Annotated in this window: 17 protein-coding genes and 1 pseudogene; 11 read left to right on the top strand and 7 right to left on the bottom strand. The window is 41.0% G+C overall.

The annotated features are described in order from the left end of the window. The first annotated feature begins 307 nt into the window (after positions 1-307). The 3 genes and pseudogenes from LZP46_RS04315 (at position 308) to LZP46_RS04305 (ending at position 1,550) form a co-directional block, all read left to right on the top strand. Positions 308-837, top strand: a pseudogene (locus LZP46_RS04315) (hypothetical protein). Between the two features lie 126 nt (positions 838-963). Continuing rightward, complete coding sequence (locus tag LZP46_RS04310) at positions 964-1,272, top strand: type II toxin-antitoxin system RelE/ParE family toxin (protein ID WP_096900967.1); 309 nt, start codon at positions 964-966, stop codon at positions 1,270-1,272. Then, positions 1,269-1,550: a HigA family addiction module antitoxin gene (locus tag LZP46_RS04305; RefSeq protein ID WP_004971994.1), complete on the top strand. Its 282-nt coding sequence runs from the start codon at positions 1,269-1,271 to the stop codon at positions 1,548-1,550. Before LZP46_RS04310 ends, LZP46_RS04305 begins: the two co-directional genes overlap by 4 nt. A 73-nt stretch (positions 1,551-1,623) precedes the next feature. Here the strand turns inward: LZP46_RS04305 and lysS are convergent, their stop codons facing one another. Further along, a complete protein-coding gene (gene lysS / locus LZP46_RS04300; protein ID WP_236094788.1) occupies positions 1,624-3,150 on the bottom strand; it encodes a lysine--tRNA ligase in 1,527 nt (508 codons plus the stop codon). Between the two features lie 316 nt (positions 3,151-3,466). On the opposite strand from lysS, the gene LZP46_RS04295 reads away from it, so the two are divergent. Then, on the top strand, positions 3,467-3,973 hold the full coding sequence (locus tag LZP46_RS04295; RefSeq protein WP_236094787.1) for a YqiA/YcfP family alpha/beta fold hydrolase: 507 nt from the start codon (positions 3,467-3,469) through the stop codon (positions 3,971-3,973). Positions 3,974-4,083: 110 nt separating this feature from the next. On the opposite strand, the gene LZP46_RS04290 is transcribed toward LZP46_RS04295, so the two are convergent. Beyond that, complete coding sequence (locus LZP46_RS04290) at positions 4,084-4,626, bottom strand: adenine phosphoribosyltransferase (protein WP_070155309.1); 543 nt, start codon at positions 4,624-4,626, stop codon at positions 4,084-4,086. A 493-nt stretch (positions 4,627-5,119) separates the two neighbouring features. On the opposite strand from LZP46_RS04290, the gene rubA reads away from it, so the two are divergent. The 5 genes from rubA (at position 5,120) to LZP46_RS04265 (ending at position 9,447) form a co-directional block, all read left to right on the top strand. Next, positions 5,120-5,284, top strand: a complete 165-nt coding sequence (gene rubA, locus LZP46_RS04285; RefSeq protein ID WP_070155307.1) for a rubredoxin RubA — start codon at positions 5,120-5,122, stop codon at positions 5,282-5,284. Between the two features lie 76 nt (positions 5,285-5,360). Further along, positions 5,361-6,539: an FAD-dependent oxidoreductase gene (locus LZP46_RS04280; RefSeq protein WP_236094786.1), complete on the top strand. Its 1,179-nt coding sequence runs from the start codon at positions 5,361-5,363 to the stop codon at positions 6,537-6,539. 50 nt (positions 6,540-6,589) lie between these two features. Then, positions 6,590-7,528, top strand: a complete 939-nt coding sequence (locus LZP46_RS04275) for an alpha/beta fold hydrolase (RefSeq protein ID WP_236094785.1) — start codon at positions 6,590-6,592, stop codon at positions 7,526-7,528. Between the two features lie 13 nt (positions 7,529-7,541). Then, complete coding sequence (gene oxyR / locus LZP46_RS04270) at positions 7,542-8,447, top strand: LysR family transcriptional regulator OxyR (protein ID WP_236094784.1); 906 nt, start codon at positions 7,542-7,544, stop codon at positions 8,445-8,447. 364 nt (positions 8,448-8,811) lie between these two features. Then, positions 8,812-9,447, top strand: a complete 636-nt coding sequence (locus LZP46_RS04265; protein ID WP_236094783.1) for a response regulator transcription factor — start codon at positions 8,812-8,814, stop codon at positions 9,445-9,447. 113 nt (positions 9,448-9,560) lie between these two features. Here the strand turns inward: LZP46_RS04265 and ppk1 are convergent, their stop codons facing one another. Beyond that, the gene (gene ppk1, locus LZP46_RS04260; protein WP_070155301.1) at positions 9,561-11,642 is read right to left on the bottom strand and encodes a polyphosphate kinase 1; all 2,082 of its coding nucleotides are present in this window, start codon (positions 11,640-11,642) and stop codon (positions 9,561-9,563) included. Between the two features lie 132 nt (positions 11,643-11,774). Beyond that, positions 11,775-12,449 (bottom strand): monofunctional biosynthetic peptidoglycan transglycosylase, encoded by a 675-nt coding sequence (gene mtgA, locus LZP46_RS04255; protein ID WP_236094782.1) that lies wholly within the window; start codon positions 12,447-12,449, stop codon positions 11,775-11,777. A gap of 76 nt (positions 12,450-12,525) precedes the next feature. Between mtgA and LZP46_RS04250 the strand changes: the two genes are divergently transcribed. Next, positions 12,526-13,341, top strand: coding sequence for a rhomboid family intramembrane serine protease (locus tag LZP46_RS04250; protein ID WP_236094781.1), 816 nt, complete (start codon positions 12,526-12,528; stop codon positions 13,339-13,341). A 45-nt stretch (positions 13,342-13,386) separates the two neighbouring features. Here LZP46_RS04250 and LZP46_RS04245 read toward each other — a convergent pair whose 3' ends face one another. Both LZP46_RS04245 and LZP46_RS04240 read right to left on the bottom strand, forming a co-directional pair. After that, complete coding sequence (locus LZP46_RS04245) at positions 13,387-15,876, bottom strand: ABC transporter permease (protein ID WP_236094780.1); 2,490 nt, start codon at positions 15,874-15,876, stop codon at positions 13,387-13,389. A 1-nt stretch (position 15,877) separates the two neighbouring features. Beyond that, on the bottom strand, positions 15,878-16,627 hold the full coding sequence (locus LZP46_RS04240; protein WP_236094779.1) for an ABC transporter ATP-binding protein: 750 nt from the start codon (positions 16,625-16,627) through the stop codon (positions 15,878-15,880). A gap of 12 nt (positions 16,628-16,639) precedes the next feature. On the opposite strand from LZP46_RS04240, the gene LZP46_RS04235 reads away from it, so the two are divergent. Beyond that, positions 16,640-17,269: an arylesterase gene (locus tag LZP46_RS04235; protein WP_180060791.1), complete on the top strand. Its 630-nt coding sequence runs from the start codon at positions 16,640-16,642 to the stop codon at positions 17,267-17,269. Between the two features lie 39 nt (positions 17,270-17,308). Here LZP46_RS04235 and LZP46_RS04230 read toward each other — a convergent pair whose 3' ends face one another. After that, positions 17,309-17,923, bottom strand: coding sequence for a carbonic anhydrase (locus LZP46_RS04230; RefSeq protein ID WP_019837464.1), 615 nt, complete (start codon positions 17,921-17,923; stop codon positions 17,309-17,311). Between the last annotated feature and the right edge of the window lie 34 nt (positions 17,924-17,957).

The following is a 17,957-nucleotide window of genomic DNA, read 5'->3' as shown; positions in this document are numbered from 1 at the left end:
CACAGATAGAATTTGATTTTCATTATAGTGACTTAGTTATGCAAACTATTGCTTGTTTTATTATATTTATATGCAAAAAGCTCATATAAAAGAAAACCAATAAGTAATATAAGCTTTATTTAATCAATAGCTTATTCCATCATATATTGAAATTTAACGTCATTCTCGCTACGTTTGATACATACAAATCGCGCTTAAAAGTTGCTCTTTTTTGAATAACTTCATAGATTATTCATCTAATTCAGTGCTTCAAGCATGAACAAGAAATGCTTAAAGTAAAAACATATTTTTTTTTTAAGATGCTCCCATGTCACAGATTGAACAGATCAAATCCAAACTTGAACAGGCGCAACTGGCTGGTTTTTGTATCAGCACAGTCCTGAACTACTCGTCTTGCAAGAGCCTTTAAACGATTATACTTCAATGCTGAATATTTTTGTGCAGCATCAACTCATTACAGATCAAATTCGGCTGCCATTTGGTTTGCGTTGTCGTGATCATCAACTCTCCTTTTTAATAGGCGTGACGCATAGCAATCAAGACCGCAGCTATGAAATTGGTGCGGGCAATTTAAAGGCCGAACAAAAAGCCTTTAACTTAATGTATGCATTTTATAATTATCCTAAAGGTTTTTATTTGGTAGATGTGCCTTTAAATGCAACCACGGCAGAACTGCATCAAGCGATTGAAACGCAATTATTTTCGCAAGAAAAACTGGATTTCTTAAACACTGCTATTAAAACCAACCCCATGGGTACACAAGTAACTTGGATGAAAGCGCATATTTTGCAGCAAGCTTTAGAGATGAAAGTACGGATTCAAACGGCGTTGTTATAAGCATCATCACTTTAAGTTTCTGCGGATTACGCAAGATGCACTTAACCCCCGCCAAAACTGGTTGATTGATTAAACTCGAAATTATCGTATACTGCACATATACACAATACACTTGGATACTAAGGCTTGATTAAGAGTTTTAAACATAAAGGTCTTCAGGCTTTTTTCCAAACTGGTTCAACAGCAGGTATTCAAGCAGCGCATTCTACAAAATTACGTTTAATACTTGCAGCACTACATGCTGCATCTACGGTGAATGATTTGCGAACTCCACCCAATTGGCGTTTACATAAATTGAGTGGAAATCTACAAGATCAATGGTCACTAACAGTAAATGGTAATTGGCGTGTAATTTTTAAATTTGAAGATGGTGATGTCTACATTGTAGATTATTTGGATTATCACATAGCTTCTAGCGCAGGAGTACAAAGATGAATATGATGTTTAATGCACCTCATCCGGGCGAAATGTTGCGCGAATATATTGGTGAAACTTCTGTGACTGAAGTGGCTCAAGCACTTGGAGTGACACGTGCAAACCTATCTCGCATTTTGAATGGTCATACTGGAATTTCTGCAGATATGGCGATTCGTTTGAGTGAAGCCTTAGAAACCTCACCAGAGTTTTGGTTGAATTTACAAATGCAGCATGATTTATGGCTTGCCAGTCAACGCCAGCGACCTATGATCAAAAAATTGGTGGCAAGTGTTTAACTTTAAGTTACAACAAAAAAACAACCTGCATTTCTGCAGGTTGTTTTTTATGTCGCCAACGATGCGCTAAAACTTAGTTTTTATGACGCATGTGTGGGAATAAAATCACATCACGGATACTTGCAGCATTGGCAAACAACATGACCAAACGGTCAATCCCGATGCCTTCACCAGCAGTTGGAGGTAAGCCGTATTCCAAAGCTTCAACAAAGTCTGCATCGTAATGCATCGCTTCATCATCGCCTGCGTCTTTTTCTGCAACCTGTGCTTGGAAACGCTCAGCTTGGTCAATCGGGTCATTTAATTCCGAGAAACCATTCGCCAATTCACGACCACCAATAAAGAACTCAAAACGGTCAGTAATGTGTGGATTATCGTCATTACGGCGTGCCAAAGGCGACGTTTCTGCAGGATATTCTGTAATGAAAGTCGGCTGACGCAATTGAGTTTCTACGGTTTCTTCAAACACAATCGTTTGTAATTTGCCCAAACCAAAACCTGGTTTCACCTGTTCTTTCAATTCTTCCTGCACAAATTTAGCCAAGAAATCGCGGTCATTGACATTTTCTGGCATGAATTGTGGATTATGCTCAAGAATAGCATCAAACATCGAAATTTTCTTGAATGGACCTTTGAAGCTATACACTTCATCGCCATACGGTACATCGGTAGTGCCCAAAATATCCAAAGCCAATTTTTCTAGCATTTGCTCTGTCAATGCCATTAAATCTTTATAGTCGGCATAAGCTTGGTAGAATTCGATCATGGTAAATTCAGGGTTATGACGTGTAGACACCCCTTCATTACGGAAGTTACGGTTAATTTCAAACACACGTTCAAAACCACCCACCACTAAACGCTTTAAATATAATTCAGGTGCAATACGCAAGAATAACGGCATATCTAAAGCATTATGATGCGTTTCAAATGGACGCGCAGATGCACCACCAGGAATCACATGCATCATTGGCGTTTCAACTTCCATAAAACGCTGTTCGGTCAAAAATGCACGAATACCCGATATGACTTTAGCACGAATTTCAAAGGTTTTACGGGTGTCTTCATTTACGATCAAGTCTAAATAACGCTTGCGGTATTTCGCTTCGGTATCGCTTAAACCATGATATTTGTCTGGTAATGGACGTAGAGATTTGGTCAACAATTCAAAATGTTCAATATGAACGTATAAATCGCCTTTGCCTGAACGACCAATATAGCCTTTCACTGCAATAATATCGCCCAAGTCGAGGCTCTTGATCGTCTCTAAAGTTTCAGCACTAAGTTCTTTACGCGCCACGTACAACTGAATACGACCTGTCATGTCTTGAATGACGATGAATGAACCACGATTCAACATCACACGACCAGCCACAGATACATACACTTTTTCGCCTGCTTCAATTTCTTCTTTAGAAACTTCTGCGAATTGTGTCTGCAAATCTCCTGCGTAGTTTTCACGCTTAAAAGTATTTGGCCAAGGGCTAGTTCCCTTCGCCTTCGCTTGTTCTTGAATTTGCTTTAACTTGGCATGACGCTGCGCAATTAAATCGTTTTCGGAAATAGTGGGTTCAGAAGTCGATTGAGCGTTATGTTGCGTCATCTCTGCCTCGAATAATTACTAAAAAAAGAAGTTCAATAGAATAGCAGATTTAGACACGATTTCGTATGCCTTCTCTGACTCGGGCAATTTATTTTTTCAATTGCCCCTTGCTTTTGTGATTTTTTGTAGACTTAGACCAAAAGCTAACTTCTTTCTCAGGCTAAGCGCACTACAATATTGTTCAGAAAATAGATGAAAAAGACAGTATTTTGCTGTTTTTAAACTTCCCGATGTAACAGTCTAAATATCTTATTTTCTATCCTCTTTATCTTTAGGCTCAGTTTGACTCAAGATGCTTAACTTCGTGAATCTGGCAATGAATACATGCGCTTTAAAAGTCTTGTTTTTACATGGATTAGATTCCTCACGTGAGTCGACTAAATTCCATGCCATAGATGCAAAACAAAAATTTTGTATCGATGTCGATTATCGCAACTTAAATTATCAAACCGTTGCCGATTTTTATCACAATATCATCCAAAAAATTAAGCCTGAAATTTTGGTGGGACATAGTCTAGGTGGGTATTGGGCGCTTAAAATGTCATTGTCGCATCATATTCCGTGCGTGGTGGCAAATCCAAGTTTAGCTCCCACATTTCGCAATGATTATCCTGCAATTTCAGATGTTGACTTGCAGCACGATATTCCACAATTGGCTTATTTAGAGTTGGGCGATGAAATTTTGGATATGCATGCCGCACAAGCATTTTTAGAAAACTATATGCAAACCTCTACTTTTGAGTCCGGACATCATCGCTTATTACATCCAGAAAATATTAATTCTTGTATTCAACAAATCGAACAAGTTTATCTTGCCAAATAAAGCCAAAGCGATCCATTAAAAATAATCCATTAAACATTACCCATGAAAAAAGCCTGCTCACAACCATGGAGATCAGGCTTTTTTACAGCAGTGACAACAACTTAAAAGGATTAAGCCACTGCTTGTTCTGGTTTAGACTTATTGTCCAACACCGACCAAATATCTAAACCTAAGTTTTTGTGTAAATCTGGCAAGTCTAGAAAAATGCTGGCACCCAAAACTTGATGATTACATTTTTCAGCCAATTGTTTGACTGCTTTTAACGTGCCGCCAGTCGCCAATACATCATCAACAATAATGACTTTTTGCGCTTGCACATCGGCAGCCATTTCTAAACGATCTAAACCGTATTCTAAGCTATACCCCACACCCACAACTGGTGGTGGCAATTTACCTGCTTTACGTACAAGTACCAAACCTTTGCCTGTACGCTGTGCTAAAAGGCTCGCCAATACAAAACCACGCGCTTCTACTGCAATAAAGCTTTCAACTTCAGCTAATTTTTCTGCAGGAATGTTGGCAATTAAAGCATCTGTTAATGAATCCAAATTATTCATAAACAAAGGCGTTAAATCATAAAAATCTACGCCTGGTTTTGGGAAATGAGGAACTGTACGAATATGCGACCACAAAAAAGTAGACAAATTGCTCATGGAAGATCAGAAATGTGACTAAAGAATGGTTGAATTTTACCGTTTATTTTCACACAAGGCTAGTGATCGAATCGGCAAGACCGCCTTCAATCACGCATCAAAACACTACAAGGTTTTGATTTATATAAACTTTAATATACTTAAAAAATACTTAAAAATATTAATATATTTGTTCGATCATAAAATAGCAAAAATATAAGACTTTTACTCTACGACCAAGGTCTTAAATGGCATTTATACGTATAAAAACGTGATTTTTCCTGCAGTCTTTCTCTCATTACAGTGCCGTATCTCTCTCAAAACAGGTTTTTTCTGCGCGGTTATGTCCCATGCAGCTATTCATTCTATAAAAGCAAAGATTAAAATCGCTTATTGACTTTACTTTAGCCTTATAACTGCGTAAAAACTTAATCAAATAGAGATATCATACAACTAGTTGTAGATAAGTTTTTTGCTGATCTGGAAATTTATAGGTCGGTTTATGGAGAATGGAATGAAAAAGTATCAATGCATCGTTTGTGGATGGATTTATGACGAAGCAGAAGGCTGGCCTCAAGACGGTATTGTGGCAGGTACATTATGGGAAGATATTCCTGATGATTGGACTTGCCCAGACTGCGGCGTTTCAAAAGCTGATTTTGAAATGATTGAAATCTAAGACCACGAAAAGACCATGTCCGATGGTCTTTTTTTAACGCCAACTTCTATGCCCTTATCATTTGGAGTACACCTTAATGCATCCCATCGTTATTATTGGTTCAGGCATGGCAGGTTATACAGTTGCACGCGAGTTTCGTAAGCTAAATGCAGAACAAGCCTTAATCATGATTAGTGCAGATGATGCTGCCAATTATGCCAAACCAACTTTATCTAACGCCTTGGCGGGCAATAAAGCACCAGCTCAAATTGCATTGGGCGATGCCGCAAAAATGGCAAGCCAACTCAATATGCGTATTGAAACCCACACTTGGGTGAAAGCAATTGATGCAGAGGCTCATGTACTTGAATTAGAAAAAGAGGGAGTGAGCAGTCAACAACCTTATTCTAAATTGGTTTTGGCAGTGGGTGCGAGTCCTATGCGTTTAGCAATTGCAGGCGATGGCAGTGATGACATTCATGTGGTAAATAATTTAAGTGATTACACCGCATTTCGCCAACAGCTTGAACAACGTCAAGACAAACGTGTGGTGATTTTAGGTGCAGGTTTAATTGGTTGTGAATTTGCCAATGACTTGCAGCAAACAGGACACCAAGTCACGGTGATTGACCTTGCACCACAACCACTAGGTCGTTTATTGCCGGATTATGTAGCCAGTGCTTTTAAACAAAATTTAGAAGAAACGGGTATCCATTTTGTACTTGGCACAACCGTTGAAAAAGTTTCGAAAATTAAAAATGACGACTATTTAGTGACCATTACCAGTGGTCAGTCTTTAATTGCCGATGTGGTACTGTCTGCCATTGGTTTACAACCAAACATTGCACTGGCTAAAACAGCAGGCATCGAAACCAGTCGTGGGGTCTTAACCAATGCGCAACTTGAAACCAGCCAAGCTGATATCTATGCAGTGGGTGACTGTGCCGAAGTGAATGGAATTCTTTTGCCATATGTAATGCCAATTATGCAGCAGGCACGTGCCTTAGCTAAAACCTTAAATGGTGAAACCACACAGGTGCACTACCCTGCCATGCCTGTTGCGGTTAAAACACCAGCTGCACCACTCACTGTTTTACCTGCACCACTTGGGGTAGATGTGAACTGGCATACTGAAGAGTTTGATGATGGCATGATTGCTAGAGCTTATGACCAAACTGACACCCTGCGTGGCTTTGTACTTTTAGGAGCAACTGCGGCTAAACAACGCTTGAGTTTGACTAAATTAGTGCCAGACTTATTGCCAATAACAGAATAAAATAATAATAAGGGCAAGGCTTCGGCTTTGCCTTGAATGAGGACAACAACATGAATAGTGCACTTCAGTTCAATACTTCGCCCTATACGGCATTTATGCACGAAACCAAAGTCGATTTAGGCAACGGAATTCAGCTGCATGTCGAAGTGGGCGGCAAAACTGAAGATCCACCTATTTTGCTGATTATGGGGCTGGGTGCGCAAATGTTGTACTGGCCCGATTTCTTTTGTAAATCTTTAATTGATCAGGGCTATCGGGTGATCCGCTATGACAACCGCGATATTGGTTTGTCATCCAAAATTCGCCACAAAGGTCCACGTCTGAACACCTATAAAATGATGGGGCGTTTTAGCTTAGGTCTGCAAAACCACGGTGCGCCTTATAACTTATTTGATATGGCGGATGATGCTGCGCTACTTTTAGAGCGCTTAGGCATTGAAAAGACCGATGTCATTGGTGCTTCTATGGGCGGCATGATTGCACAAATCCTTGCAGCCAAATATGCAGATAAAGTGAATAATTTAGGCTTATTATTTACCAGTAATAACCAGCCTTTTTTACCACCACCATTTCCGAAACAACTGTTCAGTCTGCTAGAAAGACCAAAATCACAAGATGAAAATGGCATTGTTGATCATAGTTTAAAACTATTTAAGGTGATAGGCTCACCTGGCTATGTGAATCAACTCGAAACGATGCAAACTGCACGCAAATTATATCAGCGAAGTTATTACCCTGCGGGTGTACTTCAACAGTTTTTAGCAATATTATGTACAGGCTCGTTGCTACAACTGGACAAACAAATTCAGCAACCTACCCTTGTGGTACATGGTTCGCAAGATCGTTTGCTCCCACCAGGGCATGGTAAGGCTGTTGCGAAAGCGATTCCGGGCGCTAAGTTTGAATTAATCAAAGGAATGGGGCATGATATTCCTCCACACTTTATTCCTCATCTTAGCGAACTGTTTGCTCACCACTTTAAATCATAATCATTAGGACACTATGGCTGCATTACCATCTTTAAGACAGCTGTCATACCTCGTTACACTGTCTGAAACGTTACATTTTACAGAAGCGGCTCGCCGCTCTTTTGTAACTCAGTCGACTTTGTCTGGCGGGATCATGGAACTGGAGCGCCTGCTTGGCGGCGTACTGGTAGAACGTGATCGACAGAATGTACGTTTAACCCCATTGGGTGAACAAGTCGTAGCACGCGCCCGTGTTCTGTTAGCAGATGCACAGGACTTAATGCGTTTAAGCCGTGAAATGAGTGAGCCTCTCACAGGTGATTTACACTTAGGCGTGATTCCAACCATTGCCCCATTTATTTTGGCGCAACTGTTAGATGAAGTGCATAAGCAGCTACCTAAAATTCACTTGCATTTACACGAAGCTCAAAGTGAAAAAATTGTCGAAAAATTGGAACACGGCAGTTTAGATATGGTTGTGTTAGCCCTGCCATTCGATACGCGTGGCTTGAAAGTCGCAGAGATTTCTAAAGAAGATTTGTTCTTGGTTTTTCACAAAGGCGATCAAAAATCGGCGCAGGCCAATTCTTTAGATGATTTGGATTTATCGCGTTTAATGCTGCTTGAAGAAGGTCATTGCTTACGCGACCACACTTTAAGTGCCTGCCCAATTGGTGAACGTAAAAACGATCAACGTTTAAAAGCCAGCTCTTTGCCAACCTTGGTTGAAATGGTCTCTGCAAATTTGGGCTTTACTCTATTGCCTGAAATTGCAATTCATAATGCCATGATCAAATCGAATCCAGACATACAGATCAAAAGTATTGAGGCTGCACCAAGCCGTACTCTGGCTTTGGTGACGCGTAAAAGCACGCCACTACAAAGTGAATTTGATGTTTTGCTACAGATTTTACAAAAAATCACTCAAAACACAGACTAAATTTAGACACACCAACCAACTTTTCATTAAGGAGCCAATCTGGCTCCTTTTTTATTTTTCGTTCAAAAATGTGTATTGTTTTTGCAGTTCAGGATGATTTAAGTGACTTATAAATATGAACAAGTTTTTAAAATGTGAGATTCATCACAAATTCAACAATCCACTCTTACCACTGAACGAAAGAACGGTATCGAGTTACATTACTCACGTTTTCAACACATTTCAAAAAAAATATTCAGCAACAAATACTTAGATTTACTCTTTTTATATAATAATCACTATATTTAAGGGTATTCAGTTACAGTAATAACACGCACAATCTATTTATCAGAATTATTTATAGAACAGCACAGGAGTATTTGACATGATTCACAGAGATCTCATTTTACCTGTACCCGTTCTGCTGATTGATGATCAGGTGGAAGCATCAGAAAATTTAAGCCATATTTTACAAAATTTTGGCTATCCAAAAGAGGTTCTACTTTGCAGCCCATCGCTCACAAATGCAGTGTTGATGGTGCAGCAACATTTACCTAATTTGGTATTTATCAATTTACAGTCTTGGTCAAAAGCACAAATTGACTTTATTCAAAATCTCAAACATTTCCGTAAAGACACCTTAATTGTGGCGGTGCTGCCTTCAAGTATGCCCAAACAATTGCTACAAGCTATTCATTTAGGCATTTCAGCCTATGTCTTTAGCGACCAATCTGCGACAGGCATGCAAAACCAGATTCGCACCATTTTACGTGGCGGATCACCGCTAGATGGTAACTTAGCCAATGAAATTTTAGCCTGCGAACAATCCATTGTCGCACATGGTCATTCTTTGGCACTCTCTAAAACTGAACATGAAATATTGGCGCTTTCAGGACAAGGTTTACCCTCACAGCAGGTTGCTGCCAACCTGAATGCTTCCGAACAACTGGTGCATGCTTATGTAAAAAGTATTTATCGAAAAATTATGAATGCGGATGATGCGATGTGCTGTTTTTCTTAAATTATTGATCAATATAAAATATAAATCAAAAACATAAGTATTAAATAAATATTAGAAACGAAAAAAGAGCGATGTCTAGCATCGCTCTTTTTACCTGCTATAAATGTTTGAAACTAAACAATACTCTCGGTAAGGATTCGCTGCGCATTATGCGGCTCTTCACCGTCAGCCGCTTTTACACGCACCCAAGATCCATCGCCCTGCAACAGCCATGCCTGTTGATTATCTTGCATATAGGTCAATAAGCCCTGCTCATAAATCCGCTTTTTCAAGGCTGGATCTTCAATTGGGAAACAGGCTTCAACGCGGTTAAATAGGTTACGATCCATCCAGTCTGCACTTGAACAATAAATACGCGGATTGCCATTATTAGAGAAATAATAGACACGGGTATGCTCAAGGAAACGTCCAACAATCGAACGCACACGAATATTTTCCGATAAGCCTGGCAAGCCTGGACGTAAACAGCAAATTGAACGGATAATAAGATCAATTTGCACACCTGCCTGAGAAGCCTCATACAATTTATTGATCAATTGCATCTCAGTCAGTGCATTCACTTTCACAATAATTTGCGCTGGCTTGCCTGCTTTGGCATTGGCAATTTCTTCATCAATATAATTGACCAACTGCGCGTGCAGGGTAAATGGCGCATGCAATAACTTTTTCAGTTTTGCCATTTTGCCCATGCCTGTCAGCTCTTGGAAAATACGATGCACATCTTCACATAGCTCTTTATCTGTGGTTAGTAAACCATAGTCGGTGTAAATACGCGCATTGCCGGCGTGGTAGTTACCTGTGCCTAAATGCACATAACGCACCAATTTATTATTTTCACGGCGCACCACCAAAATCATTTTGGCGTGGGTTTTGTAACCCACAATACCGTACACCACTACAGCGCCCGCTTCTTGCAACACGTTAGCCACAGCAATGTTAGATTCTTCATCAAAACGTGCGCGCAGTTCAATTACCGCAGTCACTTCTTTACCGTTGCGTGCAGCTTCTGCAAGCACTTGCACAATTTCAGAATCTGCGCCACTGCGATACAAAGTTTGTTTTATTGCCAAGACTTGTGGATCACGTGCAGCTTCACGCAGCAAGTTAATTACAGGAGCAAAAGATTCAAACGGATGGTGCAATAAAATGTCTTGTTTTTGCATTGCTGAAAAAATATTTTCAGACTTTTTCAACACCTTTGGAATGGCGGGTGTATGTGAATCATAACGTAAATGCGGACGCTTAAAATTTGACAATAAACGTGCCAAGTTGACTGGACCATCGACTTTATAAAGTTGTTCTTCTTCAAGATCAAATTCATCTAATAAATAATCATAAATGGCTTTAGGGCAGTTCTGCGTGACTTCCAAACGAACAGCACGACCAAAACGGCGTGAATTTAATTCGCCTTTCAGGGCTTTGGCTAAATCTTCTACATCTTCATTCAACGCCAAATCTGCATTACGGGTCACACGGAATTGATAACAACCTGTTGCGGTCATGCCCGGGAATAAGTCTGACACATGCTCGTGAATAATCGCAGAAAGCATGACGTGATGCTCTTTACCACCTGTAAGTTCATCGGGTAAACGAACTACACGTGGTAATGAACGTGGTGCGGGAACAACCGCCAAATCAATTTGACGACCAAAAGCATCTTTTCCTTCCAACGTCACAATAAAGTTCAGGCTTTTGTTGACCAACCGTGGGAATGGATGTGCAGGGTCTAGGCTAATTGGAGTTAATACAGGGGCAACTTGCTCTTGGAAATATTTTTTCACCCATGCCGATTGTGCAGGAGTTAATTCACCGCGACGTAAGAAACAAATGTCTTCTTCACGTAATTTTGGCAAAATTTCCTGATTTAAAATACGGTACTGACGTTCAATGGCAGCATGTGCTGTTTTAGAAATTTGATCTAACACCTGTTTAGGCGTTAAACCATCTGGAGTTCGGCTTTCATTGCCCAAGTCCAATTGTTCCATCATGCCCGCAACACGAATTTCAAAAAACTCATCCAAATTACGTGAAAAAATTAGCAGGAAGTTCATACGTTCCAACAAAGGATGCAACGGATCTACAGCTTGCTCAAGCACGCGCAAATGGAAATCTAAAATAGACAGTTCGCGGTTAATGTAGCGATCATTATATGTATATTCTGGTTGCGCAGGAGTCGCGCCTGTTGCCGTATTCATACCCACCTATGCTTTTTTAAATGTTTGGCACTGCTACAAGTATGCTTCAATTTTGTGACATTTTCATAAAAAAAGCCTAAAAAATTAGGCTTTGTGAATATTTTCAGATTTTATAGTATGTTTTCCCTCGATTCAGGGTATTTCCGCATAACGCATATAACGCTGTACCATCCGTTTACGGGCTTTTAACGCCCCCGCATTACGGTGTTCCTGAAAATATTTGGGATTAGTTAAAATTGCAGCCAAGAAAATCGCTTGGTCACGGCTTAAACTTTTTGCACTTTTGCCAAAATAATGCTGTGCCGCAGCTTCGGCACCATAAATATTATCGCCAAATTCTACCGAGTTAAGATAAACCTCTAAAATGCGCTGCTTTGACCACATGCGTTCCATCATCCATGTTGCCATAACTTCTTGCCCTTTACGCAAAAAAGATCTCTTATTGTATAAAAACAAATTTTTGACAAGTTGCTGAGAAATTGTGGAACCTCCTGCAACAACCCTACCTTCATCTTTGTTGCGTTCCAGCGCAGTTTGGATACTTTCCCAGTCAAAGCCATGATGCTGCATAAATTTACCATCTTCTGCAGTCACCACCGCACGTTTTAAGTTGTCGCTGAGTTGGTCATAGTCACGCCATTGATGTTGAATTGGCTTGCTCGGTTCAGCCCAATAATCTAAACGCATCATCATGGTCGATTGCACAGGCTGCGTACGCCACCACACCAAGCTGCTAAAAATCCACAATTGAACCAAAAGCACCACACTGACAAGAATTAACAAAGTTCGTATAAAAAAAGCTTTCATCTTGGTGCATGGCTCCTGAAGCGTTATTTTTTCGTGTTAAGCTTAGATTGATCACTACGACACAATATTTAAATATATGTCCCAACATCCCCCAAATTTGCGCAACAATAAAGTTGAAATTCACCTGTGGTGGATTACCGCAACCCTGATTGCAATCAATGTGGCTTTGTTTGCATGGCAAGTGCTCAACGGTATGAACATTAGCAATCCTAGCCCGCAAGATGCAATACGCTGGGGTGCTGATTATGCACCTTTAACCTTTTTGGCGGAACCCATTCGCCTGTTCAGCAGCATGTTTTTTCATTTCGGTTTAGTACATTTAATGTTAAATATGTGGGCTTTGTATATTTTTGGCAGCGTCAGTGAGCAGTTGTTTGGGCGTGTCTATTTTATAGTGTTATATGTTTGTGTAGGTTTAATGGGCAGCCTGCTCAGTGGCTATGTCAGCATTCAAGACAGCTATACCCTACTCGAGCAAGGCGTCGCCAATCCAAAGCTGTTACCTAGCGTGGGTGCAGGTGCTTCAGGAGCGGTGATGGGACTTGGGGCTGCACTGACGGTATTGGCGTTATTGCCCCAATTATCGCGCCAAAAATTTCTGTTGGATGGCAAAACTTTAGTGATAGTGATGGCGCTGAACTTGGGCATGGGCTTTATGATCAGTGGCATTAATAACGCTGCACATATTGGCGGCATGCTCATGGGCGCAGCCATGACACTCATTTGGTACATTGGACAGCGCAGTAAACACAGTAACTTAGTGAACGGTTTTGCGATGCTCCTTGCACCACTGGGTTGTGCTGCCTTTTACTGGTATTGCCATCAACTGCTTACTCCAATTCAACCCCTTTGGCAAGAACTGCTTAGCATGATGCAACGCAGTCTGGGTTGAACAAACAACCTTACAACTAGCAGAACACCATAAACGAGAGATGAATCAGGACTGATTCATCTCTCTTAAACTTTGTAGTGGAGGAATATCGCACAAATAACTTAAACGATAACGTCCTATCAAGGCACACAACACTGTCATAAATACAGGCAAAATCAGCCAGATTTCCCAATGCGGTTGCAGCATTAAATTCATGCGGTAACTGGCAACAGCACTAATCACTTCGGCAAATAAACACGCCATAATTCCCGCCATAAACCCCATAAAACCAATTTCTAGACTTAACATACGTTTGAGCTTTTGTTTAGAACTGCCAAAAGAACGCAGCAATGCCACTTCGCGTTTGCGCTCATCCATCAACAAGTTTAAACACGCGACCAAAACCAACAACCCAGACACACTCACCAAAATGGCTAAGATGGTGATGATCTGCACCAACACATTCACAATACGTTTAATTTCATCCAAAATCAGGCTGACATCTATAAACACTGTATTGGCAAATTGCTGAATCAATTGAATCAGTTTCGGTTTATCTGCCTCAGGTACATAGAAACTACCCAAATAACTGCCTGCATTTTCATCCATAGTTTGCGGTGAAAAAATAAAGAAAAAATTCGGACTAAAGCTTTCCCACTCCACCGTACGCAGATTAATCACTTCGGCTTCAAGTATGCCTTCAGGCAAACTAAAACTGAGACGATCTCCAATTTGAATACCCAACTCGGCAGCCGTATCAGCTTCTACTGAGACTTGCCCCACTGCATTAAAATTGGCTTGCCCATTTACAATGATATTATCGGCAGGATAACGGTCAGACTGTGTCAGGTTGAGTTCGCGTCTTAACGTATTGCTTTGCTGAATTAAGGCTTCGGCAAAAGGTTGATCATTTTTGGCAACCAAACGCCCACGTATATTTGGATAAAGTGGCGTACTATTCCACTGCTGCTGCGCGAGTTGTTGTTGAAATTCAGGCATATCAAACGGGGGTAAGCCGTATACAAACTGATTGGGTGTTCCTTCGGGCAATTGTTGTTGCCAACGATCTAACAAGTCAGTACGCAACACTGCAAGTACCGTAATCAAACTTAATCCTAAAGCCAATGCGGTAATTTGAAATGCCGTGACAGCAGGCGCACGAATATACGCTGCGACTCTACCTTTAGAATGACGTATTAATTTTAATACACCCCACACCACCCCATACAGCAACACACACAACGCAATAATCGCGCCAATCACCCACGCACTGAGCACTACACTTTCGGTCAAGACCACACAAAACACAATCAGACTTAGCATTCCTGTAAGCAACATCCACCACCAAGCCCGCATGTTTTTGTCTTGCTGGCGAATGACTCGGATTGGTGCGGTATTCAGCAATTGCAATAAATTAGGCAGTACAAAACCCAACAACACCACAGCACTGGTGAGCATGGCGATTGGCAATGGCCCAAGCAACATTTCTATGGCTGAAAATTGAATTTCCAAATGCGGAATCAGTTGCAGCATGATTTGCAACAAAGCATAGCCCAAGGTCACGCCCAATATACTGCCAATGCCCATAGCAATAATTAAGACCAAAGCCAGCAACGCTAAATAAGCGGCTAAAATTTGACGCTTACTCGCACCAATACAACGCAACAAGGCGATATGATCCTGATTTTGTTGCACATAACGCTGACTGGTCAAACCAATCGCAATCCCGCACAATAAAATGGTCAGGATGTTAGCCAACTGTAAAAAGGTATCTAAATTGGCAATTGGGCGCATTAAGCGCGTATTGCCTTCACTGGCATTGCGTAGTCTTAAACTGCTTTGTTCTTCAAAGTTTTGTTCAGGGTTGACTGTTTGCTGCGCCTGTGTAGACTGTTGTGTATGCGTTTTAAAATACTGCTCAAAATTTTGCGTATCTTTGGCGCTGCCTGCCAACAACAAACGGTAATCTATACGGCTACCCACTTGAATGGCGTGGGTACGTGCTACATCGGCCTGTGAAATTATCACTGTCGGCGAAAAACCTGAAAAACCGAGTTCCTGATTAGAATCGTGTTCGATTTTGGCAGTCACGGTAAATGCTGCATCGGCAATATTCACCGTTTCACCCAGTTTAACGTGAAGTAAATCCATAGCACGTTGGCTCAGCCAAATTTCGCCAGACTGAATCTTGTCCGCTGCAGGACTGACCCGCAACTCACCGCGTAGCGGAAAATTATGCTCAATCGCTTTGACATTCACCATCACAAATTGCGCTTGAGTATGTGCCATCGAACTAAATACAGTCACATTCGACTGTTGTAATTGATGTGCAGTCGCCTGATCCTGCCAGTCTTGTGCAATGGGTTCATTGTCACTCAGTACTAAATCACCCGCCAGCATTTCTGCCGCTTGCAATGCCACTGCATTTTGAATTTGCTCATTGCTAAACTTTAAGGCTGTAGTCGCGCTAATCGCCAAAGTCAGCGCAATAATCAATAAGTAGACACCACTGCTTTTAAAACTCTGCTTTAACAGTGGATGAAATAATGCGTTCATTTCATCCTCCTGTTATGACAGCAGTAGGCTTAGCTGCAAATTGCTCAACCAATTGTCCATCAATTAAGGCGTAATGGCGCTGACATTGTGCTGCTAATTTCGGGTCATGCGTGACCAACACCAAGGTTGTGCCCAACTCGCGGTTCAACTCAAATAGCAATTGCTCAATTTCATTTGCAGTTTCACCATCTAAATTTCCTGTCGGTTCATCGGCAAAAATAATTTTAGGTTCACGAATTAAAGCGCGTGCAATGGCGACACGTTGTTGCTCACCTCCCGAAAGCACTTTCGGCGTTTGCTGTGCCTGACGCTCTAAACCGACACGTTTCAGCAAATTCAGCGCTTTTTGTTCTGCCTCTGCATATTTAAATTTTTCCTGCAAACGCAGGGGCAACATCACATTTTCTAGCGCAGTTAAATGCGGCAACAACTGAAAAGACTGAAACACAAAACCAATATGCTTTAAACGAACTTCTGCACGTTGTTCTTCATTTAATTCTGCAATTGACTCACTACAAACCAGTAATTTTCCACTGCTGGCTTGATCTAAAGTTGCCAAAATACCCAATAAGGTCGATTTTCCCGAACCCGAACGACCTGTAATGGCGACTTGTTCACCTGCTTGAATATCTAGGTTTAAATTCTCAAAAATGGTCAATTGTTTTTGTGCAAGTTGTATCTTTTGTGTCAAATTTTGGGCAGAAATAATCGTTTGTGGCATGATATTAGATTCTTTAGTGTTTTGAGTCATATATTTCCCATTATGCAAAATCGCAATCTAACTAATCGTGTCTTCCCGCGTGTGTTGCTGCTTGGACTATGTTTCAGCCCATTCGTGGTATCTGCAAAAACCATTATGATTGTAGGTGACAGCTTGAGTGCAGGTTACGGCATACAACCACAACAAGGTTGGGTTCACTTATTGCAAAAACGTTTAGAACAACAGTATCCGAAACAGCATAAAGTGGTCAATGCAAGTGTCAGTGGCGAAACCACCAGTGGTGCTTTGGCGCGTCTGCCTAAATTGCTACAGACCCATCGTCCAGACGTTGTAGTCATTGAGTTAGGCGGAAATGATGGCTTGCGTGGACAACCGCCACAAATGATTCAAAAAAATTTAGCGAACTTAATTCAGCATAGCCAAAAAGCCAAAGCGAAAGTGGTGATTTTTGGGATGAAAATGCCGCCAAATTACGGCTCGGCGTATAGCAAAGCATTTGAAAATAACTATAAAGTGGTGAGTCAGCAATATAAAGTCAAATTACTGCCATTTTTTATGGAAGGTATTGCGGGCAATAAGCAATTGATGCAAAAAGATTTAATTCATCCAAATGCCAAAGCTCAGCCTATTTTGCTAAATAATGCTTATCCATATATCAAAGGCGCTTTATAAAGCGCCTTTGAGGAAAATCTAATTGCTGTGCGGTTCGGATTAAAAATCAAAAAAAACCACTTCACCTGTTTCTAGCGAATATTCTGCACCGACTACTTTCAACTGACCTTGTTCAATCAGGTTTTCTAAAACTGCTGAACCATGACGCAATTGATTTACCGATGCAAATACATTGGAACGTACTGCATGCTTAGACAATTTCGCCAAATCATTTTTCAGTTCAGTCTGCATTAAGGTTTCAACTGAAGGGCGAACACGGTTCACAATCGACATTAAATTTGCCGATGGTGGACAGTCTGGGCACATTAAAGTATCAATTGTCGCTTGAATTGCACCACAGTGACTGTGTCCTAAGACAACAACCACAGCACAGTCATAACGCTCTGCCGCAAATTCAACACTACCTACCTGTGATGGCGCAACCACGTTGCCCGCAACACGAATTACAAAAAGATCACCCAATCCTTGGTCAAATACCATTTCTGCAGGAACACGTGAATCTGAACATCCTAAAATAATGGCAAATGGATTTTGGTCTTCTGCCATTTCTGCACGTTGTTGGTGCGACAATTGCTTCGGATGTTTGGTATCACCAGAAACAAAACGTTGGTTTCCTTGTTTAAGACGTTCTAAAGCTTCTTGAGCTGTTAGCATTCTTGATTTACCACCGATCTTTGAAGTTGCAATA

The organism is Acinetobacter sp. SCLZS86, assembly GCF_021560715.1.
GTDB lineage: Bacteria > Pseudomonadota > Gammaproteobacteria > Pseudomonadales > Moraxellaceae > Acinetobacter > Acinetobacter towneri_A.
The sequence above is the reverse complement of the archived record's forward strand: the minus strand, read 5'-3'. Positions and strand labels throughout refer to the sequence as shown.